The sequence below is a fragment of the Streptomyces katrae genome (genome assembly GCF_000717655.1).
Classification (GTDB): domain Bacteria; phylum Actinomycetota; class Actinomycetes; order Streptomycetales; family Streptomycetaceae; genus Streptomyces; species Streptomyces katrae_B.
Genome location: NZ_JNZY01000046.1, coordinates 15,123 through 40,959, shown reverse-complemented (window position 1 = coordinate 40,959; position 25,837 = coordinate 15,123). Strand labels below are relative to the sequence as shown.

Genomic DNA, 25,837 nt, shown 5'->3' with positions numbered 1-25,837 from the left:
CGCACCGAACTCCACGACGCCTTCGTCTCCCTGGCCTGCAGCCTCATCTGCTGGAGACGCCTCAACAAGCCCGAATCATGATCGTGTTACGAGCTCTTAGCGGGTCGGTCGGTCACCAAGGGCGCCATGATGACCCGTCCGGTGCGGCGGAGATGAGGAGCCGCTCCTCCAAGGCCGAAGGCCGGCCGCCTGGTCCCCGCCTGCTGACCGATGTCCGCCGGCCCTGCTGCGCCGGAGAACTCGCCGAAGCGGCATCGCTCAACCTGCCGTACGTCTCCAGGCTGCTTGGCGACTCTGTCAGCTTCGACAGCCCTTCGCGGCGGCGACCCGCGCTCGCCGGACCTCGAACGTCTCGTCCAGGACACGGGCGGGGCGCTGGGCGACTCGCCCCTCGCCATCGTTGATGGGCTGTTCGCCCGCCACGTCGTACTGCGGAAGGCGACCATGCGTTTCGATGTCTTCGTCGAGCTTTCCTGCCGACTTCCGCCGCGAGCGCAGGTGCCTACGGGACGGCTTCCCTCTTGAAGCCCTCATCTACCTCGACCACGACCACCGGCGGGCTGCTCACGACCAGCACATCGAACCCCTACGCGACGCCTGTGGCATGGTCGTGGACGAGGGCCTTCCCCGCCGAGGTGCTTGCACATCAGGTCTAGCGATGGCCGACAAAGAACGACCCCACAACTCGTGACCGGGCAGCTGCTCGGCCTCGACGAACCGCCCACGCCGGGTGCGCTCCTGTTATGTGGTCAAACCGTGACAGGGATCACGGTGATCAGCCCCACCGAGTTCGAGGCAGCCCACTACGCTGACACAGAACCAGGAGCCGACTGATCACCGGCCAGCAAAGCACCGGCAGGAAAGTCGGAACGGTTCACCACCTGACACGATGCGCGTATGTTCGATTTTGGCATTGAGGGATACCGGCCGCTCTGGCTGAACGGCCCCGGTCTGGTGGCGCGGACGCACGGGCCTCGCCTCCACGCGCTGAGAGGCCGTCCCCTGACGAGGGTCTGGACGGTGTGGGACCTCGCGGACGACGAATGGTTCCCTGACTGCCCAGTGCTGCTGGACTTCGATGGCGTGCAAGTGGAGGTCAATCACCAGAAATTCGATGACCTCTCCCTGACATGGAACACGATCACCCCCTCCCGTCCGGTCAGCTGGACCGGATTCGACCTGGAGTGGCGCCCTGATGCACTGCCCGACCTGCAGGCGATCCGCGGTATGACTCTGCAGGGTGCCGAACTGCTCGAATGGATCCTGGACAACGTCGCAGGCAGCACCACGGACGTGAGCTTCGTCTTCCCCAACGCCCGACTGACAGTGTTCAACGCCCTCGATGAGAACGGCCTGACCTTCGCTCCCCCTGGCCCGGACCAGCGGGTGCGCGCTTCGCCCTGAAGTACCAACGCCTTGCGGCTCGACGGCGGCCCCGACATCAGAGCAATGTGAATGTGCTCAAGGACGTACGGGCGAACGGGCTCTGTCGCAGAACGTGTGACGCCGTGGATCTCGTGGCCCTCGGCGCTGGGCAACGGTGGCGTCGACGTACGCGTCGTCCACAGCACGATGGCGTTGAGGACCAGGTGTCGGCGTATTCAGGACCACTGCTGGCGGTGCGGAGATTCCGTCCAGGGCTACCCGGACCACGAGGGCGAAGAAGTCGTCCTCGACGTTCGTGAAGCACCCACCCACCTCGTACCCGAAGAACTCCGCTGGAGACGTTGAGGCACAGCACCTCGTCGGCCCGTGCGGCGGACTCGTAGAGCATCTTCCACTGCGTCTTCTCCCGCAGCGTGACGTCGAGGCGCCACAAAGCGGCGATCTGGTTCTCCGCGAGGGCCTTGGTGCGGCCGGGGGGCGCCGGCCGCCGCTCGATGCCGATCGTCGGGTCGCCTTCGATCCAGCCCTGGCGCTGCCACCAGCCGATCGCCTTGCGCGTAATGGAAGGCTCCCGGTTGACGGTGTCGGCGTCCATCTCGTCCGCCCGCGCCGCCGCCAGCTCGGCCAGCACCTCCTGCAGTGTCACGATTTCGAGCACGAGGGAGTACGCACACGACGCACCCCGGACTTTCTGGCGGTGATGCCTGGCGGAGGCTGGTGGTTGCTCGACGTCCGCCCGGAGCGGCTGATCGGGCCGCTCGACGCTTTGATGTTCGCGGCGGCCCGGCACGTGGCCGAGGCCGTCGGATGGCGGTACTCCGTGGTGGCCGGCTGGCGTCCGCACGTCCACAGCGATCTGGACTTGTCGTCCCAGCGACGCCCGCAGTCGTCGGCAGCACTGGCTACAGCGGCGGCGCGGGCTGGGGCTGGGGCCAGCGTTACCGACCCCCAACACCGCTGACGACGAACTCCACCTCGCCGAACAGCTCCTCACCGGCCTCGACCTCGGCGCCACCAGCTTCACAGTGAGGATCGCTGGGCTCGTCTGTGACGCGGGCGTCCTCTACAAGATGCGACGGACTTCCTCATAGACAGCCAGTCGATCCTCTCGACTGACTTCCGGCATGACGTAGCGGTGAGAGCGAACCTGCTGAAGGAATTCATCAGGGAGTGAAAGGTGGTAAGTGGCCACATAGAACCACAAATCTCCGCGCCACACCCATTCCCCGTCAGTGAGAATGTTGTCCCCGCCCAGGATTCGCTCATCGGATCCGAGCACATCATTCACCGATCCCATGAAGGATAGGATCTCGTAGCCGCCATCGAGGTATTCGAGGAGGGCGGACTCGTCAGCCTCGCCAGACTCTCGAACGAGATCCCGAACACTCGCCTTCGATTCACCTGCCTTCGCCGACCAAAACTCGTCACAGAAACCGAGGATCTTCATATTTATTCCCACCTTCCGTTTTCACTGGGTCATCGGGAGGAACGTGCGCCAGTACCCTCCATCAAAAATTTCAGGCTCCTGGCCAGGTCCGAGGTCCCTGCTGACGCCCACCTTGTTGGTGGGTGCCTTCACTGGCACACCGAGTTCGTTTGCCACGCTTTGAGCAGCGGCCACCTCTGTCAACTCTGGCCGGATGGTTCCTGTGTGACATGATATGAGACGAATGGGGCCGCCGTCATAGTGTGGATTGTTTCGGATGGCTTCAGCGATATGAGTGGGGCTCGTGTCTCCTGCTGAGAATCCCTTGCCCGCAGCGTTCACCCGGCCCGGCTCGAAATATCCGCCGTTGTTTCCATGGATAACCACATCATGGTAGCCGGGTTTCGGCTTGACGAGGTCGAAGTTTACCAAAGTGCTCGAGTCGTATCCTATGGCCGTCGATCCCTGTCGGTAGTAAACAGGGTCTCCAGTTGCCATGTAGGAATCGCCGGGTATTTCGGGAGCTACTGGCTTGGTTGACTTGGGCGAGTTCCATGCCCGCCAGTCCTTCCGCGTGGCCATGGCCTCGCCAAAGGTTTTCCCGGCGCCAGCCCTGGCCATTCTAGATCCGGCAACAATCCCCTTGGGTCCGATGAATTCGGGGAAGAGGCGGCCGATGCCTTCGCTGAAGTCGCCCTTGAGGCCTTCGATGATGCCTGCGGGGATGCGTTCGGGGTGGGCAGCGGTGGAGACCAAACCCGCCAGGGTCATGTTGAGGTGCTGCTGGTACTCGGCGGGGTGGGTCAGGTTGTACGGGTCGGCGGGGTTGAGGCCTCGGCCGAAGTTGAGGATGCCCGCGGTGCCTTTGAGCGCTCCGCCCAGGACGTGGGTGAGCTCCAGCGCCTGGGAGCCCTCGTAGTCCATGAACTCGGCCATGATCTGGCGTGCCGTCGACGGCTTGGCCGGGGCGTGTTCCGTGGCGGCGGTGATCGCCCGCTCGGCGGCACGGGCGGCATCGTCGCGCTGGCGACGCGCCTCATCGAGGATCTCCCGGGCCCGTGTGCGGGCTGCCTCGCCCGGGTCGGCGCCAGGCGTAGGGCAGGGGCCTGGGTTCTGACCGGCCTTGACGGCCGCCTCGTACGCCTCGGTTCTGGTCTTGTAGGCCTCGGTGGCTTCTTTGGACGCCTTCATGCCCTGCTGGTAGAGCTCGATGGCCGCTTGAGCCTGAAGCTGAGCCCACATCAGCGTCTCTGCGTAGGCGCCCAGCGTGTTGCCTGCGGCCTCGCACGCGTCGGCGGCGTGGAACCAGTCGGTGGGATGCATCGCGAACTTCTCGCGGAACGCGTCGGCCGCGGCCCCCTTCCAGTGACCGGAGTCGAGGGCCTTCATGCCCTGTCCGACCCGGTTGAAGGCGGCCTGGAAGTCCCTGAGATGGGCCGCCGACTCCCAGATTGCGTCAGGCTTGCCGTGCAGCAGCTCGGCAGCTTCCTGGGTCTGGCCGAGCTGTTTCTCAGGCATGGCGCCCAGGCGGTAGGCGACATCGTCGCCGAAGTCCTCGACCTCGTCCGCCCAGTCGTTCGCACCCACGTAGTCCAGGCCGGCACCAATCCCGTCGGTGGCCACATCGACGCCATGGCCGATGGCCCTCTTGGCGGAGTCCACGCCATGGCCGAGCTTGTCCATGCCCTGGTTGAGCAGCCGGCCGAGGTCGGTCATCAGCGCTCACCGCCGGTCTGGGGCTTGGGTGCCGGGCCGGCGATGTCCTCGACGGTCCGGTCCATTTCATCGCGCAGGCCGACGGCGTCGATGATCTGGTTCGACAGGAGGATGTCAGAGCTGTTCACATCGTGGATGGCGCTCTTCCAAGCGTCCTTGCTCTCATGAGAAGCGTGCTCGTAGGACTCCTTGCTGTGGTCCGCGTCCCGGATCTGGGTATACGGGTTGTCGGCCAGGACCTCGCCCCAGCCCTTACCAGTGATGTCGCCCTCAGAGGCGTAGGGGTTGCCCCAAGCCGCGTTGGTCACCACCTTGAAGGCGCCCTGCGCGTACTGATCCTGCTCGTGCAAAACACCAGCTGACAGGCCGACGTTCTCGGCGAAGTCATTGCCTTGCTGGACAAGGGAGCGCACGCCCCATTCCCACCGTTCACAAAACGTGCCGAAGGCGGACGACAGGCCGTCGTACCCCGTGTCCATCCCCGACAGTGCGATCTTGGCGAAGCCCCGGCCCATGCTGGCCGTGCCCACCATCCCGAGCTCTTTCAGCTCACCCAGCGTCTCCGTGATGCCCTGCGCAATCTGTCCAAGCGCTTCCTTCGAGACATCAAGATCCGGCTGCTCCCCGCTCACGCCGCCACCTGCCCATCCAGCGCCGCCGTATCCGGCACGATGCCCCGAACCGGCGGAAACACCGCACCCTCAGAACCAGCTGCGTTCAACGCAACACCGCACGGGAAGTCGAGAGCCGGCACCAACTCGTCCAGCAACCGCGCCCCGACCACACGCCGGTAGGTCCACTCGTGGCCCGCTTCGCCGCGTGCCTCGGCGAAGCGGGCCAGCTCTTCCTCGCCGGAGAACGCGCAGATCCAGTCCAGACCACCGAGTTGAGCCGTCCACAAACCGCCCGCTTCATCCAGCGGCACGAGCACCACCCGCCCACGGAAATCCGCCAGCCGCAACCGCGCCGCCTCCCGGGCCTCCTCGAGCGGATCACCATCGACTGGTGGGGGAATCACCACCACGGCCGACGGCATCGCCGTGCCTGAGGCCACACGTCCGGCTGCCTCCGCCCGCAGCCGACCCCACTCCTCGTCAAACCCCACCCAAACTCCCCAAACCACGCCGTCACACGCCCACGGCCGCGCGACGACATCCCCTCAAACGCTGATCGAACGTACTTTTGCACGCTGCGAGAGAGACGACCAACTTTGCACGGCCCAGGCGAAGACCGGCCACCGTCACATGGCACGCGTAGCCCCCTCTCGTTGCCGACTGCGGTTTGTCCGGGGTGCCAAAAGACGGCAGCGGCAGGAGGGCGAGGGGCGGCCCGGGCACGCTGGGCCGTCAATTCCGCCGGAGGCGGGCGGGTGCCGTGCTCCCGCCGTCGCGCATGACGGGCGCGTGAGGAGACCGCACCGCCAACTGTGGCCTAGCGGGAGCAGCAGCTGCCGCGATGCGTTGCCGACCGCCCTCGTCGCCGCCCGGGGTGCGGAGCTATCGATGCTGCGGGCCGAGGGGAAGAGCACCACCGCCTCCGCGCTATAGCCGGTGGCAGGCGTCCACGTCCCGCGGCGAGCCCAGGTGCTCGGCGGTGCTGATCCGCAGGAGGGGGTCATCCCCGCGTGCGCGGGGAGCAGAGGGCGATCCGCTCGTCCCCGTACGGGGCGACGGGGTCATCCCCGCGTGCGCGGGGAGCAGTGTGTGGCGATCAGGCCCTTGCCGTGGGCCAGGTTGGTCGCGGGGTCATCCCCGCGTGCGCGGGGAGCAGTTCACGCTCAACGGGGCTGGCGCCGACAACCAGGGGTCATGCCCGCGTGCGCGGGGAGCAGGATTTGCCGCACGACCGGCCCCTGCACCGGGTGGGGTCATCCCCGCGTGCGCGGGGAGCAGGGCCCGATTTTCGGGTTCGTGGGCAGCGCCCAGGGGTCATCCCCGCGTGCGCGGGGAGCAGCTGTCACCGTCACCATCGGGGGTGACGGGCAGGGGGTCATCCCCGCGTGCGCGGGGAGCAGATCACGGTGGAGCACTCCAGCCAGTAGTTCTCGGGGTCATCCCCGGGTGCGCGGGGAGCAGGGCCACGTGTACCTCGCCCGCCGCATCTACGCGGGGTCATCCCCGCGTGCGCGGGGAGCAGTGCTACCTCGGCGTGTACGACTCGGGCGGCACGGGGTCATCCCCGCGTGCGCGGGGAGCAGGAGATCGTCACCGACCCGATCGCAGTCCAGACGGGGTCATCCCCGCGTGCGCGGGGAGCAGAGCTCGCGCGCTTGGTCAAGCAGGCGCGGACGGGGTCATCCCCGCGTGCGCGGGGAGCAGGCTTGCTGAGCAGCTAGTTTAGGCAAGCCGGGACGCGCTCTGGAGTACTTTCACCGATCACGACCTTTCAGGTAAACCGTCAACCGTCCCATATCCGATCCGCGCACGCGGGGATGACCCGGAGGCCGGCTTCACCATGCTCTGGTCCGGTCGCCTGTTCTGGCGGTACTCCCCGGGCAGCGACACACCAGTCTGACCTTCGAGGTGGGCCAGCTCTGCCGGGTTCAAAGGGTCCTCGAGGAAGAACCTGGGCCCTATCGCGCCAAAAGCGCGGTGGGGTCATCCCCGCGTGCGCAGGGAGCAGCTCGTAGGCGTTGACCTGGCAGTACAGGCCGAAGGGGTCATCCGCGCGTGCGCGGGAGCAGCCGTGTCGGTGTGAGGTCTCAGGAGATGCTTGACCGTTTGTCCTCTGGACATGGTTGACACGTTCGGCTGAACGTTCGTCATCTCCCGACGACCGGTGCGGCAGTGGTGCTTCCGTCGGTGGCGTGGACGTACAGCAGTTGGCCGAGTACCGCTACCGAGCCGTCCGTGAGGTGCTCGGCGGGTCTCCGATCGGTGAGGTCGCAGCTCGGTACGGCACCTCGCGTCAGACTCTCTACAGCTGGCGACGGCGGTTCGAGCAGGAAGGCAGGCCCGGCCTGCTGGACCGCTCCCGGCGCCCGCGGAACAGCCCCACCCGCCTGTCCGCCGAGGTGGAAGCCGAGATCTGCGAGCTTCGTCGTCGGCATCCCCGGTGGGGTGCCCGCCGGATCTCCCACGAGTTGGCTGGCCGCGGGCTGGAGCTGGCGCCGTCGCGGGCCACGGTCCACCGGGTGCTGTCCCGCAACGGCCTGGTCCGCACCCAGGAACAGCAGCACCCGCGCAAGTACCGCCGCTGGCAGCGCGAAGCGCCCATGCACCTGTGGCAGATGGACCTGGTCGGAGGGGTTCCGCTGGCCGACGGGCGGGAGTGCAAGATGGTCACCGGTATCGACGACCACTCCCGGTTCGTCGTGATCGCCTCCGTCGTGGCCGTGCCCAGCGCCCGCGCTGTGTGCTCGGCTTTCACCGCCGCGATGCGCCGCTACGGGGTGCCCTTCGAGGTGCTGACGGACAACGGCAAGCAGTTCACCGGCCGTCATACCCGCCCCCAGCCGGTGGAGGTGCTTTTCGAGCGGATCTGCCGGGAGAACGGCATCACCCAGCGGCTGACCAAGCCGCGTTCACCCACCACCACGGGCAAGATCGAGCGCTTTCACCGCACCCTGCGTGAGGAGTTCCTCGATCACGTGGTGCCGTTCGAGTCGCTGGCCGCGGCCCAGGAAGCGATCGATGGCTGGGTGCACGCCTACAACCACCAGCGCCCGCATCAGGCCCTGACTATGGCCACCCCGGTCAGTCTCTTCCGCCCCCATTCTCCCGTTCGCGACGGTGACAAGCATCCTGAACAAGTTGTTCAGCCGGAGTTGTCCATCGAGGTCGTTGAACCGCCGGTTCTGCCGCCGCAGGGGACCGCGGTCGAGTTCGAAGTGCGGGTGCCGCCCAGCGGTGAGATCACCCTGGTGACGGGCAGGCAGCGAGTCGGCATCCACCAGGCACTGGCTGGCAGGACGCTGACCGTCTGGGCGAACCATCGCAGCGTCCACTTCCTCCTCGAAGGGCACCTGGTCACGACGGTCCCGTCCCGGCTGCGGCCGGAGGATCTCGCCTACCTGACCATGCGCTACGGCGCCCGCCCGGCCGGTCCCGAACCCGTCACGTCTGCCCTGCTCAGGGCACGGAGCGGTAAGGCCATCTTGGCCGCCGGCGAGCCGGTCGAGGTCGAGCGAAAGGTCCAGCGGGACGGACTCGTCGGCTTGGCAGGCGGCCGATACCAGGTCGGGTTCGCCCTGGCGGGCCGCACCATCACGCTCCTCCTGGACGGGCACCTCATGCATGCCATCGCCGACAACGCTCTGATGGGGACGTGGCCCTGCCCCGTTCCGGCCGACCGTCTGGGGCAGATCCACGGGGCCCGGACGGCGACGTCACCGTTGCCTCCTCCGCCTCTACCGACCGGTGCCATCCGGGCCCAGCGCAAGGTGCATGCAAGCGGCCGTTTCATGATCAATGGCCAGTTCATCAAGCTCGGCCCGCGGCATGCCGGGAAGATCGTCACCGTCGTCATCGAGGACACCCACTTCCGGATCCTGCACGGCGAAGACGAACTCGCCGTCAGGCCCCGCAAGAACCCCAGACCGATCACCAGGCTCTACGTCAAAGGCATGGGCACCCAGAGAGACCGTCAAGGATCTCCTGACGACAAACCGTCAAGGAAGTCCTGAGACCTCACACCGACACAGCCGCGCATCCACGCGACGGCCTCGCTCGCCTCGGGGTCATCCCCGCATGCGCGGGGAGCAGCGACGTACCGTCACCGGGACCGTAGACGACCTGGGGTCATCCCCGCATGCGCGGGGAGCAGTTCGCATGGGTCACCGCCCACACGTCCGGCTTGGGGTCATCCCCGCATGCGCGGGGAGCAGGTCGGGAGCCGGCACCGCGGGCGGCGGCAGCGGGGGTCATCCCCGCATGCGCGGGGAGCAGTCGGGGAACCGGGTCACGGCCGTCACGCGGCAGGGGTCATCCCCGCATGCGCGGGGAGCAGTGCTGATGTACTGCGTGGTGCCCATCGCGGGCGGGGGTCATCCCCGCATGCGCGGGGAGCAGTCGGCGGGACCGGCTCCAGAAGGATCGAAAACGGGGTCATCCCCGCATGCGCGGGGAGCAGTGGTACCTGTGCCGGGCGGGGAGGGCTCCGTGGGGGTCATCCCCGCATGCGCGGGGAGCAGCGGAGCTGCTCGCGCGTGAACTTCCAGGGCCCGGGGTCATCCCCGCATGCGCGGGGAGCAGCGGTCCCCGTTCGCGGCTGCTTCGTCCACGCGGGGGTCATCCCCGCATGCGCGGGGAGCAGCATCACAGTCAGTATCGAGCAACGGATCGAAGCGGGGTCATCCCCGCATGCGCGGGGAGCAGCACGGAGCGGTGCCTACCAGGGGGACGGCGCTGGGGGTCATCCCCGCATGCGCGGGGAGCAGTGCGGAGCGCGCACTTCGCCTTCCGGCCGCCGGGGGTCATCCCCGCATGCGCGGGGAGCAGTACCTGGTGCTCACCGAGGAGGACGGGGAGCCGGGGTCATCCCCGCATGCGCGGGGAGCAGCTGCTCCCAGACCGGCAGGACGGACGGGACCTGGGGTCATCCCCGCATGCGCGGGGAGCAGACGCACATCACCGTGTCGCACGCGTCCGGGTCGGGGTCATCCCCGCATGCGCGGGGAGCAGAGCACTGAGCAGTGTGCAGATCTAAGCGTGGGGGGTCATCCCCGCATGCGCGGGGAGCAGGCCCCTTCTGGCGGCGCGTTGCTGGCGTTGGCGGGGTCATCCCCGCATGCGCGGGGAGCAGGTCCCGCTGCTGTTCGGGGTGTACGGCGCGCTGGGGTCATCCCCGCATGCGCGGGGAGCAGTGCTCTTCCAGTCGCACGCGGCGAACATGGGTCGGGTCATCCCCGCATGCGCGGGGAGCAGCAGACCCCCTATCCCCAGATCTGTGCAGCGGCGGGGTCATCCCCGCATGCGCGGGGAGCAGCAGACCATGTTCGACAGTAATGAGTCGACCTTGGGGTCATCCCCGCATGCGCGGGGAGCAGGTCTTCATGGACAGCTGCCGGGTGCCGATCGCGGGGTCATCCCCGCATGCGCGGGGAGCAGTCGTGACGCCGCTGAACGTACCGGGCGGGACGGGGGTCATCCCCGCATGCGCGGGGAGCAGTGCGACAGCCACGACCGGGAGCGGCCGAGGACGGGGTCATCCCCGCATGCGCGGGGAGCAGCACGGTGGGCGTGGTGAGCGAGTGCCACCCGTGGGGTCATCCCCGCATGCGCGGGGAGCAGAAGGACAAGCGAATTGTTTTCGCCGACGAGCTGGGGTCATCCCCGCATGCGCGGGGAGCAGCGAAGCCCCCCGGCCCGGCACCAGCGTCCGCTAGGGTCATCCCCGCATGCGCGGGGAGCAGCGGGCGACGAGTCGGGCGGCTCGCTCGGTCGGGGGGTCATCCCCGCATGCGCGGGGAGCAGCTCGGATGCCATTCCCTGAACATGCACATGGTGGGGTCATCCCCGCATGCGCGGGGAGCAGAGCGCCTCGGGCGAAGTCACCATCGGCGACATGGGGTCATCCCCGCATGCGCGGGGAGCAGGCTTCCTGAGCAGCCAGTTTAGGCAAGCCGGGACGCGTTCTGGAGTACTTTCACCGATCACGACCTTTCAGGTAAACCGTCGCATATCCGGCTCTCCGTCGGCTTATGAGAGGCGTTCCAGCGCGTCGACCAGCTGGCTTACAGACACAGCACCGGTCTCGGGGAGGCCGGCCTCCGACCATGCCCGCTGCGCGACGGCCATATCGCCCTCAGCAGCCGCCAGGACGTTCTGCTTCGCACTGTTCTCGTGGGCCGGGTCGGTATCGAGACCATTCCACGACCGGCGGCCGGTGTCGGGCGGCGTCCGTGCGTACTCGTTCGGCCTGCTCCAGCACGGCGATTCGCTCGCGGGTCTTCGCGAGGAGCACGGTAAGGAGGGTCTCCACGGTCCGCAGCCGGTCCAGGTCCGGGGGAGCCAGGCCGGCCCGCCACCGATATCCATGACTATCCCTGTACGTCCGTAGCGGAGGCTCGCTTGGGGGCCATCCGCGCTGCCACGACCTGGCCACGCTCCACTGTCGACCAGAACGGGTGATCGCTCGGTCCGTCGCCCGGCTGGCCACTATGGTGGCGCGCCGTGAGCAGCAAGTACGCCGACCTCGGCCGCTTGGGCCACTGCTGGCGGTGCGGAGATTCCGTCCAGGGCTACCCGGACCACGACGGCGAAGAAGTCGTCCTCGACGTTCGTGAAGCACCCACCCACCTCGTACCCGAAGAACTCCGCTGGAGAGTCAACGGCAACGGCATCGCCCTCCCGCTCGGCTGGACGGACCCCACCGACACCGTCCGCATCCGCCACGAACCCGTCTGCACCGCCAGCGCCCGCCCCGGCCCCAAACCCCTGCGCAACCACCTCAACCGCGCCCATCCCATCGCCCAAGGGGCTGACCACGGCCTTCCAGCTCTGAGACACCGTGTACGGAGGTCCGCGCACCGATTACCCGGCCTCGTGGGCGCCGCCCGGCGAGGCACGTACGGTCATCCCCCGAGACCGCCTGACCGACGGAAGCCAGGACGCCTGGCGTGCCCGCACCAGCGACGGCCAGCTGACCGGCCCCTACACGCAGTGGTGCTACTTCCGCGTGGACCACATCCCGCCGACGGCGGACATGACCACGGACGCGACACCCAAGAAGGCCGGAGAGGAGGCCGTGTTCACGCTGCACGGGTCCGACACCGACACCGGCTCGGGCATCGTCTGCGCCCGCTGGAGTACGAACGGGACCCCGAGCGCCGGCTGGCGCTGCTCGGACGAGGCGACCGACGCCCACATCGTCCGCCTCACCGACGGCACGCTCGACATCAAGCTCAAGCCCGCCACCTGGGGCAGCCAGTCCGTCTACCTCGAGACGATGGACCCGCGGGGAACGTCTCCCAGCCTGCCCGCCTGGACTACTACGCCCAGCCGGCCGCCGCACCCGCATCCTTCGGCGACATCGACGCCGACGGCAAGCCGGACGTCCTGGTCCCCGACGCGGACGGCAACCTGCGCAAGCCCGGCTCCGACCCGCGGGACACCCCCAGTGCGCGTCGCTTGGCCGCCCCCGAGGACATTGGCAGCTGGGCAGGAATCCAGTACACCCACCGGGGAAGCCTGAGCGGCGACCAGGTCGACGACCTGATCGCCCATTCCCCAAGCGGATACGGCCTGTACTTGTTCCGCAACGACGGAGGGGGCCGGTTCACCGAGCAGGGCCCAAAGCTCCTCTGGAAGCCCGAGACCTGCCAGAACACTTCAGGCGCGTTCATAGACTGCGCACAGCACGGCTTCCGCACGGACTGAACGCAGGTCACACAGATCGCGGCGTATGGATCCCCCCGGGGGGACACCGCAGTGGGCGGCATCCTCCCGCATACCTCCCGGCTGTCCATTGAGAATGGCCGCCTGTGGCTGACCCGGAGTGACAGCATCGGCCTGGCCTGGGAGTCCACCCTCCTCTCGCCCAATGACGACAGGTGTGCCGGGTACGAGCACTCACCCCGGGCCCGCGCAGGGGAGCGCGTTCCCGACCCTGTGGACCCGCTCCACGGCAGATGGTGCGATCCGCGCCTTCTCCGTCAGCGGCACCGCCGACGCACCCGACTTCTCCGCCTTCAACGACCCGACGGCGGGGACTGTCCTGGCCACCGTGCCCGCTGCCACGCACCTGCGGATCGGCTCGGACGGCGACCTCACCGGTGACGGCCTGCCCGACTTGTGGTCCGCCGACGCCTCCGGCAAGATCACCGTCTTCCCCGGCACCGGCACCACCGGCCCGCACCCAACGGTGACCGGCTTCGCCCCGATCTCCTGACCGCTGCGCGCCCTCCGACGCCCAACAGCGTTGGAGGGCGCCACGATTGAGCGCCCGACGTTGAGCCGCAGTGGTCCAGCCGACCTCTGACAGCTGGGCCGCCTGCTCGACCACCATCCGCTCAGAGCCGGGCAAGTAGTGGAACAGGACCCCGACGGGGCCGCCAGTAGCTGCAGGCCGTCCAGCGCGGCGATGCGCTGCGCCTGCACGGACGCGGCCTGACGGACGGCCCGCCCGGGCGCTCACCGCCCTTCGGTCACAGCCCGGGCAGAGCTTGCCGGACATGACAGATCGGCAAGCTCTGCAGTGTTCCCTGACACCCCTGTGTTTCGGGACGGCAGCGGCCGCTTCCCCCGACTTCGGAGAGGCGGCCGCTGCGTTGACGCAGGTGAGGGCGTCTACGCGCTCGGGGCGGGAAGAGGCGCCGTGCCGAGGGTGGGGATGGTCCAGCGCTGGGCGGGGCTGCCGTTGCAGTCGAACAGCCAGAGAGGGGTTCCGGGACGGGTGTCGAAGTTGCCGAGGTCGAGGCAACGGCCGGACACCGGGTTGTAGATGCTGTTGTCGGCGCGGGGAAGGAATCGCTGGCTCGAGGCCGCGCTGTCGCAGGTTCGGAGTTCGATGAGTGTGTTGTTCTTCGTTCCCGCGTTCGTGGCGTTGAGGCACTTGCCCTGCGTACGGATGGTGCCGTCGCCGCGGATCTGGAACTTCTGTGCGCCGGAGTCGTTGCAGGCGGCGATCTGGATCTTGTTGCCGTCGTCGGGGCGGTTGAAGTCGTTGTCGACGCAGTTGGCGGCCGAAGCCGTCAGAGCAATCGGGCCGACGGCGTCCGGGGCGGTGGGGGCGACGGAGTACGGGTAGACCGCGAAGTCGCTGATGCCGCCGTCAAGGGCGTCCGCGCTGGCTCCGTCGGCCTTGAACCGGCCGAGTACGAGAGGCCCACTGGCGGCAGGGCTCGTGGAGGGCTGGTGCTGCGCGGTGCCGGCGAGGACCCCGTTGACGTAGAGGCTCATGAGGCCGGTGTCGGCGTTGTAGACGGCCGTCAGGCGGGCCCACGTGTTCGGGGTGAACCGGGCGGCGTCGTTGGCGATGTCGGTGTAGTCGAACGGCCATCCGTCGGCATCGGCGTGAGCCAGGGCGAAGCGCCAGTGCGAGGAGTCGGCATACAAGATGAAGGAACTCGTCCGATTGCCGTCCTGGCTGGCGATGAGCCTCCTCTCGGCCCCGGCCTTGGCCCAGGTGCTGATGGTGAAGCTCTTCGTCGTGTCGACGGCCGAACGGGCGGCCGTGATGTTCGCTTGAGACTCTGAGCCCTTGAAAGCGGCGTAGGTGGCTGCGCGGCCGCCGATCGTGTCGGGCGAGAACGTGATGCCGGTCGTGGTGGCGTCGTTGGTGCCGACCGAATCCCGGGTGATGGTGCCGTTCTGCCCGGTCAGCTTCCACTGCGCGGTCGGCATGTTGAGGTTGCCCATGAAGATCGGGGTCACATCAACGTCGGTAACCGTGGGGTGTGGGACGGTGCCGCCATTCGGGGCGGTACCCGTGCCTTTGAACGCGACGAGTTGCTGGCCTCCATCTACAGCCCACAGGTCGGGGAGGCCGTCGCCGGTGAGGTCGCCGTCGGAGCCGACCCGCGGGTAGCGGGCAGGTTCGAACTTGCCGCCGATCGTGCCTGCAGACGGGTCGGTGAAGCCGCTGAGGTCGGGTTCCTGCGTCGTGCCCCTGACCGGGAAGGCGTGCAGAGTGCCGTCGGCCTTGGATCGCGCCCAGAGAGTTGGCAGGTCTGTGCCCTGTGCACGCCCGGGAGTGATCAACTCGTAGCCGTCCCATCGGGCGTCGTTGGCCGAAAGCAGGATGGATCGGGGCCCGAGCTTGTTTACAGTTCCGGCCGCGGCGAGCCAGAGCCGCCCGTTCTCGACGAAGAGCAGGGAAGTACGCCCCAATGCCCCGTCCTTTGCGGTGTCCCCGGACAGTGAGCCGAAGGCCGCGATCTGCGTCGCCTTGGACCAGTCGGTGCCGTAGCCGTGAGCGGTGCAGTCGATTGCTGCCCCGGCGGGTGTGGCACAGCTGCCGGGCTTGGTCACGGTTACGGGTGCCGTGCCATCGAGACCGCCGGTCGCGTCGTTGAGGTAGACGTACAACTTGGGCTGGCCCGGCTGGTGGGCAAAGAGATCGTCAACGGATTTCTCACCCAGGCTGCCGCGGTGGGTGGTGTGGATGCCATTCCAGCCGTTCCAGCCGGGGGCCAGCTGCGGGCGGGCGCTGGGGGCCGCACCAGGGTCGCTGTCGCCCCCGACCAGGCGCAGCGTGCCGGCGCTGTCGGGCAGGACGATGTCCGCCCTCCTGTCGCCGGTGAGGTCGCCGAAGATCGGGGCAGGGCTGGTCGGGTTGGACGGCACGTAGTAGCTGTAGGCGACGGGCTGGGAGAGGTTGCCGGCGTTGTCCTGGGTCTGCAGGTAGAGGTAGTTGGTACCCCACCGCTGGGGGGTGACCTTGATGGTGGTCTTTCCGTCGGTGAGCTTGGCTATGCCGGTTTCGGTATCGGTGCACTTCCAGTTGACGGCCGCGGCCTTGACCGGGTCCGTGGTCCAGCGGGCGCAGGCCAGGCCCGAGGTGCGCCCGCCGGCTGCCGGTGCGGTATCGGTGCCTGAGAGGGTGAACGTTCCTTCTTCGCCCGCGCGCTTGGGGTGGGCGTCGATCGTGCCTGAGGCGGGGAAGTCGGTGGAGGTGACGGCTGCGGTGGGAGGGGTGCGGTCGACGCGCAGGAAGCACCATTCCGTGGCCGCGCTGGTCAGCGTCCCGTCCGTGGTGCGTGCTGCCCAGCCGTACTGGTGGCCGTCGGTCAGTGCGCCGATGTCGACGGTCGCGTCTCCGTAGTCGCCGTTCCAGCCGGTCTGGGCGTATTCGGTCTTGCCAGTGTCGTCGTCCCAGTATTGGAAGGTCGTCTGGAGCTGGCGCTTGGTGGCCGAGTACGTGGAGGTGGTGAGGGTGACGTTGTTGTTGGCGCCGACCCAGCCGGGGTTGTCCCAGGGGTTCGCGGTGCCGGGCGTGCGGCAGTCGGCGTACGAGGCCGAGTTCGCGAAGCCGGGAGTGGGACGGGTGCGGGGCCACCAGACGGTTGGCGTGATGTCGTACTCGACGACGATGTGCGGGGTGTTCTCGTACCGCTGCCGGTAGTACTTGTTGTACTCGTCGTCAGGGGCGAGGCCGACGGTGATGGTAGGCCACTGGTACCGGGAGGCGTTCTTCACCAGGTCCGTGACGTTGAAGTCGATCTGTCCGGTACCCGACATGCTGGTGTGCCCGACCTGGCTGCAACCCTTCATGGTGGAGCCCGTGCCGCAGGGCTGCCGGTTCCAGCTGGTCGGGTTGCCGATGGCGTTGGTGGAGTACAGGCCCATCGGTGTGCCGGTGCTCGGGCTGGACGAGGAGATCACGGTCGCGGAGAACGTCGCGTTGATGATCTCGGTGTTGTACAGCCTCGAGTCGACCCCGATCTGGAAGTAGGCGCGGGTGCGGCCGATTCCGGTGCACGGCGGGTTGCCGATGTTGTATCCGCAGTAGCCGGTGGCCGGCTTGTCCTGGCCGTACTCGGTGCCGTTGAACTCGTTCGTGTCCGGGTAGGCCTCCTGGACCTGCGCCCAGGCCTGGTTGGGGTTGTCCAGAACCGGATTCCAGCCCGGGTCGATGTACCAGGGGCCTGTGCCCTTGCCCAGCAGATCGGGATCGGGGACGAGCTCGATCCCCTTCGAGTCGGCCGTCGTCCTGACCGGCTTTACGGTGGCACCCGCGCCCGGGCCGTCCGCGGTGGAGGCCGCGGGCGGATCATCGGTGGCCGGGGCGGACTGCGGGGCGTCGGCGCCGGCCGACTTGCTCAGGCGCTGGACGGCGGCCGGAGCCGGTGCGGCGGCCGAGTCCCACATGAAGGAGCTCGGGCTGGTGAAGCGGGTCCGGCCCTTGGCGTCCTTGATGTCGAGGTTGCCTGCGCTGTCGCCGGCGACGGTCAGCCCGTCTGCCTCGACATCCAGCCGCAGCCTCCTGACCGCCGGGTTCGCGGCGGCCTGGGCGGTGCGGACGATCAGGACCTGGCTCCAGCCGCCCTGCCGGTCGGCGCTCAGTCGCAGGTCCACGTCCGGAAGGACGTTGCGATAGAGGGCGCTGTCCGTGACGAGTGCGGGCTTGGGGAGCGCGAACGGGGTCTTGAAGGCGACTTTCCGACCGTCGGCCGTAGCCATGGAGACCATGGGGCCCGTGCCGCCGCCGGAGAAGCTGAGCTTCGAGGAGACCGCGGCCGGTACGACCGCACCGTCTGCGGCGGCGTGGAGCGTGGCGTCGAGGGCGCGCCACTGCCCGTCCGTGCCCTTCGTGCGCTCCGGTAGGGCAGTGGCATCGGTGGTCAGCGTGCCGCTGGGATTGGCGAACGTCTGCGAGCCCGCGGTGGTCAGGTCGGCGACGGCCACCCGCTTTCCGCTGCTCCTGGCCTCGGCGAGGGCCTTGGTGATGGCCGTTTCCTGCGCGCTCGGCGCGGGTTTGGGCGGAGGCGCGGGCCAGGCGGACTGCCCTGGTCCGTGGCCCCGCGAGCCGTCGGCCGCTGCGGGCGGAGCGGCGATCAGGCCAGCTCCGAGCGAGAGTACGGCTGCTCCGGCAACGGGCAGCATCGAGACGCGCAAGGCCCGCCGAGTGCGGCTCCCCATCCTTGGTGTCCGCAATGCTGAAAATGACGATCTCACGTGAAAGCCCCCCTGAGCTGTGAGACGGACAGAAGTCAGCCGCACGATGTCTTCACGTCTGCAATTCTGTCAACGCTTTATGAGATTCCGCTGTCCGCTTTGGGTGGTGAACGCCCGAGGCGCACCTCAAGTGACATGAGTCACGCGTGAGGAATATGAGACTCCGCTGATAAATCGAACGTGCATTTCGTAAGGTGCCTCTGATCTGGGCCTTGCCGGTCCGGGTTCACGCTTCCTGTGTCCTGTGGGGGGATTCGGTTGTCTCGTAGAGGTGGCTCCACTGCACGCTCGCGCACCAGACGGTCGCGCATCGCGGTCGTCGCTGCGCTGTCAGTTCTCTTCTCCGGCCTCGGCCTTCCGGTAGTCGAAGCGGCCGACAAGCCGCCGAAGGTGTGGGTTCCACCCAATACACCGCTGCCGGATGCGAAACCCGTCAAGGGGGCTAATGCCAAGCCTTCGGCCAAGCAGGCGCCGGCTGGCCGGAAATGGTCCCCCGAATCGAACAGCAAGATTCCGGCCGGCGCGGCAAACGTCACCTTGGGTCCCAAGGAAACGGCTCGAGGCGTCACCGGCCCCGGGGCCCTCCAGGCCGGCGAACTTCCTGTCTGGATTGCGCCCGCGAATGGCGTGAATCATTCGGCGAATTTATCTTCTCTCGCCGTTGGAGGATCGGCCACACAATCCGGCCAGGACAGCACACTGCGTGTCGAGGTGAAGGAGACAGCCAAGACCCGGGCCGCCGGAGTCAACGGCGCACTCATCGCCCTCAGCAGCACCGCCGGCACCGGCCCCGCCGGCAAGGTGGAAGTCGGTCTCGACGTCTCGGCATGGGCCAAGGCCGCCGGAGCCAACTGGGCCGACCGCGCCCGTCTCGTTCAGCTGCCCACCTGTGCGCTGACCACTCCCGGCGCCACCGGCTGTACGACCCGTACGCCCCTCGCCTCGCACCGGGACGCCTCCGGGCGCCTGGTCGCCGAGGTGGACGTGCCCAAGAGCTCCTCTGGCTTCGCCGCCGCGCCGAAGAAGAACCAGCCCGGCGGCACCAAGTCGGCATCGCCGACAGCCCCGCAGGTGCTCGCCGCCCAGGACGTGGCGCTCGCGCTGGAGCCGGGCCCCAAGGGCGCCAGCGGTGACTACACCGCCAGCCCGCTGCAGCCGTCCGCCTCCTGGCAGGCCGGGGCGAACGCCGCGAACTTCACCTATGGCTACACCGTCGAGGTACCCAACGGCATCGCCGGAGCCGGGCCGGGAATCTCCCTCGGCTACGACTCCTCCTCCGTCGACGGCCGCACCGCGTCGACGAACGCACAGGCAGGCCTGTTCGGAGAGGGCTGGGACTGGAGCCCCGGCTCGATCTCGCGCTCGTACAAGGGGTGCAAGGACGCGGGCATCAAGGACTCGGGCGACGAGTGCTGGGCCGGAGACATCCTCTCGCTGAACCTGGCCGGCCACGCCGGGCAGATCGTCCGGGACGACACCGCCTGCGTGTACCGCCTCCAGGGCGACGACGGCACCAAGATCGAGCGCCTGACCGATCAGCGCAACGCCGCCTGGAAGGGCGAAGGCTTCAAGGTCACCACGACCGACGGCACCCAGTACTACTTCGGCTCCAACCGCCTGCCCGGCGGCGACGGCACCGACCCCGAGGCCAAGTCCGTCTCCACGGTCCCCGTCTACTTCAACAGCGGCCAGGACAAATGCCTGGGCGCCCAGACCCCGGCCAACGGCACGTGGCAGCAGCTGGGCTGGCAGTGGAACCTCGACTACGTCGTGGACCCGCACCAGAATCTCGTCTCCTACCGCTACGAACAGGAAGACAACTACTACGGGCGCGGCGGCGGCCAGAACAACGGCACCGGCACCAACACGCGGTACCAGCGCGCCAGCTACCCGACCTGGATCGGCTACGGCCAGCGCCTGCCGGAGCAGATCGCGGCCAAGGGCGCGGCCAAGCCCGCCGCCCAGGTGTGGCTTCGCACCACGGAGCGCTGCTTCCCCGATGACGCCCCCGCCTGCGCCCCGGCCCAGCGCACCAAGGCCAACGCGAACTCCTGGCCCGACACACCCGTCGACCAGGAATGCCCGGCCTCCGGCCAGTGCCTGAACCTCTCGCCGACCTACTTCTCCTCCAAGCGCATCAAGCGGATCGACACCGAGGTCCTGGCCGGCACCGGCTACCGCCCCGTCGACTCCTACTTCCTCAACCAGTCCTTCGAGAACCCGGGCGACGGCACCTCCCCGACGCTCTGGCTCGACTCGATCGTGCGCAAGGCGTCCAACGGCCAGCCCGAGAAGGAACTGCCCGCGGTGTCGTTCCAGCCGCGGCAGATCCCCAACCGCGTCGACGGCGTGGTACGGCGCCCAGACGGTACGGACGCCTCGGCACCGAAGTACTACCGCCCGCGCATCGAGAAGATCACCACAGAGACCGGCGGCCTGATCAACGTCGTCTACAAGGAGCCGGAGTGCTCGAGGGTCAAGGGCACCATGCCCTCCTCCGAGGACGCCAACACGATGGCCTGCATGCCGGTCAAGTGGTACCTGCCCAAACAGTCCTACGCGGACCCGGTCAACGACTGGTTCAACAAGATCGTCGTCCAGTCCGTCACCCAGCAGGACATGGTCGCCGGCCAGGTCACCACGGTGACCGACTACGAGTACGGCGGCGGTATCGCCTGGCACCGCAACGACTCCGAGTTCGCCGACCCCAAGACCCGTACGTGGGACCAGTTCCGCGGCTTCGCCACGGTCACCACCCGCACGGGCAACGGCAACGTGGCCGAGGCCCCGCGCACCAAGAGCGTGGCCACCTATCTGCGTGGCATGGACGGCGACGTCCTTGCCAACGGCACCAAGCGCAGCGTCACCGTGCCCGACGCGCAGGGCGGCACCATGAAGGACGAGAACATCCTGTCCGGCCGGGTGCGCCAGACCGAGACGTACGACCGCGACGGCGGAACCGTGGTGGCCGACGAGGTCACCACCCCCTGGGTCGGCAAGGTCACCGCGACCCGCGCCCAGTCCGGAGACCTGCCCGCCATCACCGCCCGCGCCCAGAACACGGCCAAGGTCACCAGCCGCGCGAAGCTGGCGGACGGGAAAACCTGGCGCATCAGCGAGCGCACCTCCGAGTACGACGACACCCTCCTCTCGCGACCGACCAAGGTCGACGACAAAAGCGACCTGTCCCGCCCCGACCAGCGCCTGTGCACCACGTTCGACTACGCCGCCGGCCCCGGCGGCGCCCTCACCCAGCTGGCCTCCCGCACCCTGGTCCTGTCGGGTGCCTGCGGGCAGACGCCGACGGCCGCGAACACCGTCGGCGACACCCTCGCCTCCTTCGACAACCAGCCCGCCGGACAGGCCGGCGCCGCCGGGGACCAGACCGGCACCTCGGTCCTCGAGAAGTACGACGACGCGGGCAAGCCGGTGTACCGGCTCAACTCCACCTCGACGTACGACGCGTACGGCCGCGTCACGAGCAACACCAACAAGATCCGCAAGGACGCCGCTCACCTCGACGGGGCGGTGACCACCACCGAGTACAAGCCGGCCACCGGCTCAGTACCGAGCGAAGTCACCCACACCAACCCGCTCGGCTGGAAGACGACCACCACCCTCGACATCGGCCGCTCGCTGCCGCTGAAGACGACGGACGAGAACCAGCACGTCGCCGAACGCGAGTACGACCAGTTCGGCCGCGTCACCTCCATCTGGCAGCCCGGCCAGGAACGGGCGAAGGGCGCCCTGCCCGTACGCAAGTACTCCTATGCGATGAACGGCACCAACGCGCCGTCCAGCGTCCTGAGCCAAGCGCTCATGAACGACGACTCGTACACGTCCAGCTACACGGTCTACGACGGACTCGGGCGCACCCGCCAGACACAGGCGAACCCTGTTTCCGGTACCCGCGGACGCCTGATCACGGACGCGCTGTTCGACTCACACGGCTGGCAGGTCAAGACCAGCTCCGCCTACTACAACGACGAAGCCGGTCCGTCGGGCACCCTGTTCCTGCCCAACGGCGGAGTCAACCCCGACAGCAAGCTCCCCGCGCAGACTGTCTCCGTTTTCGACGGCCTGGGCCGCAAGACGGCCTCCGTCTTCCAGTCGTACGGCGTGGAACAGTGGCGCTCGAAGACCGAGTACCCGGGCGCCGACGAGGTCCGCACCATCCCGCCGAACGGCGGCTATGCCACCGCGACCATCACCAACGGCACCACCTCGCTCCTGCGCCAGTACAAGTCGAACACGCCCACTGGTCCCTACGACGAGACGACCTACGAGACCAACACGCAAGGCCAGGAGCTGCGGCGCAAGGACTCCGCAGGCAACGAGTGGACCTTCACCTACGACCTCCTCGGCCGCAACGTGAAGACCACCGACCCGGACGCCGGAACCAGCACCACCGTCTACGACGACAGTAAAAACCTCACCACCGTCACCGACGGCAGGAACAAGAGCGCCACCACCGTCACCGACCTCCTCGGCCGCGCCACCGCGACCTACGAGGGCAAGGCCGTCGACCCGGCCAAGCAGGTCGGCGCCTTCACCTACGACACCAAAGCCCTGGGCAAGCCCTCCACGAGCACCCGCTACATCGGCGGAGCCGGCGGCAGCGCCTACATCTCCGAAGTCACCGGCTACGACGGCGGCTACCGCCCTCGCGGCACGAAGACCACCATCCCGGCGGTCGAGAAGGGGCTTGCGGGGACCTACGAGACCAAGAACACCTACGATACGTACGGCCAGTTGGCGAGCACCGAGCTTCCGGGCGTTCCGCAGGCGGGTCTGGGCGTCGAGACGATGACGTTCTCCATGGATGCGGCGGGCAACCTCGCGGCGTTCGACGGCACCATCGGCACGACCCGCTCGCCTTACGTCGTGGACCTGCGGCGTGACCCCTACGGTCACGTCATCCGCACCACGGTTGGCAAGAGCGCCAAGCAGGTCGTCTCAACGATCGGCTACGACATCGCGACCGGGCGGCAGATCCGCTCGACCTTGGACAAGCAGACCGCGGCGACCTCGAGTGTCGACGTAGTCGACTACACCTACAACCAGGTCGGCCAGCTGACCTCGATCGGCAACACGCAGGATGGGTCCACCCGTGACCTGCAGTGCTTCACGCACGACTACCTGGGCCGGCTGACCCAAGCGTGGACCGACACCGGGAGCCAGAGCACCGCTCCCCAGCCCAGCGTCCCCGGCGTCGGCGGCTGCACCAACTCCGGCGGCCCGGCCGTCGAAGGCACCGGCAAGCCCAGCGTGGGCGGACCCGCCCCGTACTGGCAGCAGTACGAGTACGACCTCCTCGGCAACCGCACCAAGCTGGTCAAGAAGGACGTCACCGGCAACGCGGCCAAGGACACCACCGTCACTCAGACCTTCGGCGGCCGCCAGAACACCCCCTCCACCGACCCGAAGACCGGCGGCGGCACGGGCGGCCCGCACGCACTGATGACCTCCACGGAAACCGGCCCGTCCGGCACCAAGGTCACGTCCTATACCTACGACGCGGGCGGCAACACCACCTCGATCACCAGCACCCCTGGCACCAAGAACCTGACCTGGAACGACCAGGGCAAGCTCGACAAGATCACCGGAACCGGTGAGAGCGCCGGCACCAGCTACCTGTACGACACGGGCGGCAACCAGCTCATCCGCCGGGACCCGGGCAGCACGACGCTCAACCTCGGCACCGACCAGGTCACCCTGGACACCGCCACCGGCAAGGTCAGCAACGTCCGCACCTACGCAGCTTCCGGCGGCCTGTCCGTCACCCGCACCACCACCGGCGGTACCTCCACCCTCACCTACCAAAGCTCCGACCACCACGGCACGGGCGGCGTCCAGTTCAACGCGAACGACCTCGCCCACGTCCGCCGCGCGTCCGACCCCTTCGGCAACGAACGCGGCACTCAGCCCGCCCCGGGCGCCTGGGCCGGCGACAAGGGCTTCATCGGCGGCACCAAGGAGAAGTCCACCGGCCTCACCCTGCTGGGCGCCCGCGAGTACGACCCGACAACCGGCCGCTTCATCAGCCCAGACCCCATCCTCGACGCCGGCGACCCGCAGCAGTGGAACGCGTACGCGTACTCCAACAACGATCCGATCAACAAGTCCGACCCCAGCGGCCTCGCATACAAGTGCGAGCAGGGTGAATGCGGCGGAAGCTCGTACATCAAGACGCAGACCCTCTCCGAACACAAGGGCAAAACCCCCGACCCCGACGGGGAACTCAAGAGCGCCACTACGCAGCTCCACAAGACCAAGCAGAGGCGAGACCACCTGATCCACGAGGTCGTCGACCTCATCGGCGACCTGATCGGCTACAACGACGCCCGGGACTGCTTCACCAAGGGCGATGTCATGGCCTGCATCAACACAGCCCTCAACTTCGTCCCGTGGGGCAAAATCGCCAAGGCCATCAAGGTCGGCATCAAGGCATTCAAGATCTACAAAGAGCTGAACAAGGCGTACGACGCCGTCCACGAAGCCGAACGCGGAGTCTCACGCGCAGCAGCAGCCATGAGCCGCGCCAAGACCGCAGCCAAGGAAGCCGGCGAAGCCGAGGCGAAGGCGGCCAAATCGGGTGCGGAGAAAGCAGGCAAGGAAACCGCTACCGACAGCGCAAGCACGGAAAGCAAAGCCGCTCGAGAAGGATCCGACGCCGAGGCGAGCGCAGGGTCCGCCGAATCGCACAGCAGCGGCGGCGCAGACGCTGACACCGCCGTGGCATGCAAGCTCAACAGCTTCCCCACGGGTACCCGCGTCCAGATGGCCGACGGCACCACCAAGGAGATCCAGAACGTCCGTGTCGGCGACACCGTCCTCGCCACCGACCCCCAGACCGGCGAGACCCGTCCCCAGCAGGTGACGGCCACCATCACCACCCCGGACGACAAGGACTTCACCGACCTCACCCTCACCGACGAGGCAAACCCCCGCGCCCCGCCCGTCCAGCTGACCTCCACCCTCCACCACCCGCACTGGAACGAGACCCGCCACCAGTGGGTCGACGCGGGCGAATTCAACCCGGGCGAACAGCTCCGCCGCCCCGACGGCACCACCCTCACCGTCCACTCCAAGCGCAACTACCCGTACGCAGTTACCACGCACAACCTCACCGTCAACGACTTCCATACGTACTATGTGCTGGCAGGCGCCGCACCGGTTCTCGTCCACAACTGTCCTTCTGGAACCCGAGGTCCACAGGGAAAGTTCAAGCCCACACTGGTAGTGGACCGTGCTCAGGGAAACTGGGACATGGAAGCGAGGATCTCGGATGCCAGCGCTCTTCGTGACCAGGTTGCGGGAGCGGCGACGGGGGCGGCGAAGTCACGCACTTACACAGCAGCCGTGCATAGGAGGACTGGTGATATCGCTGTCAGTTGTTCCGGGAATGGAAGCTGTGCGGAGCCGAACATCCTGAATGCAACTGGGTGGGCAGCGAGTGATGTGATCTTTACCCGAGCCATGAGAAGAGAGGATGTCGGTGACGGTTTGGGAAAGACACTGCAGGAGAAGGAAATATGCACTGTTTGCCAGGGGAATTACGGACCGGATAATTTCGTTCCGGGTGTTTTGTCTGATCCCGCTGGATCTTGGATGTTGGGGGCAAGGTGAGGGCTGCTATTATCGAGCTGGAGCGCCATGATTGGGCTTCGCTGCGATGTGGATGTGGAAAGTCTGGCGTTCATATTCCGTCCTCGTTCGCTACTCTTCTCGGGGCTCGCACTCTAGAGGAGAC

Annotated in this window: 11 protein-coding genes, 1 pseudogene and 2 CRISPR repeat arrays; of the genes and pseudogenes, 6 read left to right on the top strand and 6 right to left on the bottom strand. The window is 67.8% G+C overall.

Annotation, left to right across the window (positions count from 1 at the left end):
* Positions 1–897: 897 nt before the first annotated feature.
* The gene (locus IF09_RS0134955) at positions 898–1,404 is read left to right on the top strand and encodes a hypothetical protein (RefSeq protein ID WP_030302816.1); all 507 of its coding nucleotides are present in this window, start codon (positions 898–900) and stop codon (positions 1,402–1,404) included.
* Between the two features lie 51 nt (positions 1,405–1,455).
* Complete coding sequence (locus IF09_RS48660; protein WP_418953096.1) at positions 1,456–1,731, top strand: DUF6083 domain-containing protein; 276 nt, start codon at positions 1,456–1,458, stop codon at positions 1,729–1,731.
* A gap of 718 nt (positions 1,732–2,449) precedes the next feature.
* On the opposite strand, the gene IF09_RS0134940 is transcribed toward IF09_RS48660, so the two are convergent.
* Genes IF09_RS0134940 through IF09_RS0134925 form a run of 4 tightly spaced genes read right to left on the bottom strand, consistent with a single transcriptional unit; the run spans position 2,450 to position 5,633 of the window.
* A complete protein-coding gene (locus tag IF09_RS0134940) occupies positions 2,450–2,833 on the bottom strand; it encodes a hypothetical protein (RefSeq protein WP_030302810.1) in 384 nt (127 codons plus the stop codon).
* A gap of 21 nt (positions 2,834–2,854) precedes the next feature.
* Positions 2,855–4,528, bottom strand: a complete 1,674-nt coding sequence (locus tag IF09_RS47625) for a putative T7SS-secreted protein (protein ID WP_030302808.1) — start codon at positions 4,526–4,528, stop codon at positions 2,855–2,857.
* Positions 4,528–5,160, bottom strand: a complete 633-nt coding sequence (locus IF09_RS0134930) for a hypothetical protein (protein ID WP_030302806.1) — start codon at positions 5,158–5,160, stop codon at positions 4,528–4,530. The genes IF09_RS47625 and IF09_RS0134930 overlap by 1 nt, the downstream gene beginning before the upstream one ends.
* Positions 5,157–5,633 (bottom strand): hypothetical protein, encoded by a 477-nt coding sequence (locus IF09_RS0134925; RefSeq protein ID WP_030302804.1) that lies wholly within the window; start codon positions 5,631–5,633, stop codon positions 5,157–5,159. Before IF09_RS0134925 ends, IF09_RS0134930 begins: the two co-directional genes overlap by 4 nt.
* A 505-nt stretch (positions 5,634–6,138) precedes the next feature.
* Positions 6,139–6,846: a CRISPR direct-repeat array (repeat unit 29 nt; unit sequence GGGGTCATCCCCGCGTGCGCGGGGAGCAG).
* A 488-nt stretch (positions 6,847–7,334) separates the two neighbouring features.
* Between IF09_RS0134925 and IF09_RS0134920 the strand changes: the two genes are divergently transcribed.
* Together IF09_RS0134920 and IF09_RS48655 are read left to right on the top strand one after the other, a co-directional pair.
* Positions 7,335–9,152: an IS481 family transposase gene (locus IF09_RS0134920; protein WP_030302802.1), complete on the top strand. Its 1,818-nt coding sequence runs from the start codon at positions 7,335–7,337 to the stop codon at positions 9,150–9,152.
* Positions 9,153–9,202: 50 nt separating this feature from the next.
* A CRISPR array of direct repeats spans positions 9,203–11,063; the repeat unit is 29 nt; unit sequence GGGGTCATCCCCGCATGCGCGGGGAGCAG.
* A gap of 577 nt (positions 11,064–11,640) precedes the next feature.
* A pseudogene (locus tag IF09_RS48655) lies at positions 11,641–11,910 on the top strand (DUF6083 domain-containing protein); the annotation flags it as partial.
* Positions 11,911–12,135: 225 nt separating this feature from the next.
* Here the strand turns inward: IF09_RS48655 and IF09_RS0134905 are convergent.
* Positions 12,136–12,375, bottom strand: coding sequence for a hypothetical protein (locus IF09_RS0134905; RefSeq protein ID WP_158710139.1), 240 nt, complete (start codon positions 12,373–12,375; stop codon positions 12,136–12,138).
* A gap of 634 nt (positions 12,376–13,009) precedes the next feature.
* On the opposite strand from IF09_RS0134905, the gene IF09_RS0134895 reads away from it, so the two are divergent.
* Positions 13,010–13,357 (top strand): hypothetical protein, encoded by a 348-nt coding sequence (locus IF09_RS0134895; RefSeq protein ID WP_158710138.1) that lies wholly within the window; start codon positions 13,010–13,012, stop codon positions 13,355–13,357.
* 398 nt (positions 13,358–13,755) lie between these two features.
* Here IF09_RS0134895 and IF09_RS0134890 read toward each other — a convergent pair whose 3' ends face one another.
* Positions 13,756–18,048 (bottom strand): ricin-type beta-trefoil lectin domain protein, encoded by a 4,293-nt coding sequence (locus tag IF09_RS0134890; protein ID WP_078613652.1) that lies wholly within the window; start codon positions 18,046–18,048, stop codon positions 13,756–13,758.
* Positions 18,049–18,795: 747 nt separating this feature from the next.
* Here IF09_RS0134890 and IF09_RS0134885 point away from each other — a divergent pair.
* Positions 18,796–25,713 (top strand): RHS repeat-associated core domain-containing protein, encoded by a 6,918-nt coding sequence (locus IF09_RS0134885; protein ID WP_051833454.1) that lies wholly within the window; start codon positions 18,796–18,798, stop codon positions 25,711–25,713.
* The last annotated feature ends 124 nt before the right edge of the window (positions 25,714–25,837 follow it).

Coding starts and splice junctions, on each gene's coding strand:
- IF09_RS47625 (WP_030302808.1), bottom strand. CDS start 4,528: ATGACCGACCTCGGCCGGCTGCTCAACCAGGGCATGGACAAGCTCGGC.
- IF09_RS48660 (WP_418953096.1), top strand. CDS start 1,456: ATGTGCTCAAGGACGTACGGGCGAACGGGCTCTGTCGCAGAACGTGTG.
- IF09_RS0134890 (WP_078613652.1), bottom strand. CDS start 18,048: ATGGGGAGCCGCACTCGGCGGGCCTTGCGCGTCTCGATGCTGCCCGTT.
- IF09_RS0134940 (WP_030302810.1), bottom strand. CDS start 2,833: ATGAAGATCCTCGGTTTCTGTGACGAGTTTTGGTCGGCGAAGGCAGGT.
- IF09_RS0134895 (WP_158710138.1), top strand. CDS start 13,010: ATGACGACAGGTGTGCCGGGTACGAGCACTCACCCCGGGCCCGCGCAG.
- IF09_RS0134955 (WP_030302816.1), top strand. CDS start 898: ATGTTCGATTTTGGCATTGAGGGATACCGGCCGCTCTGGCTGAACGGC.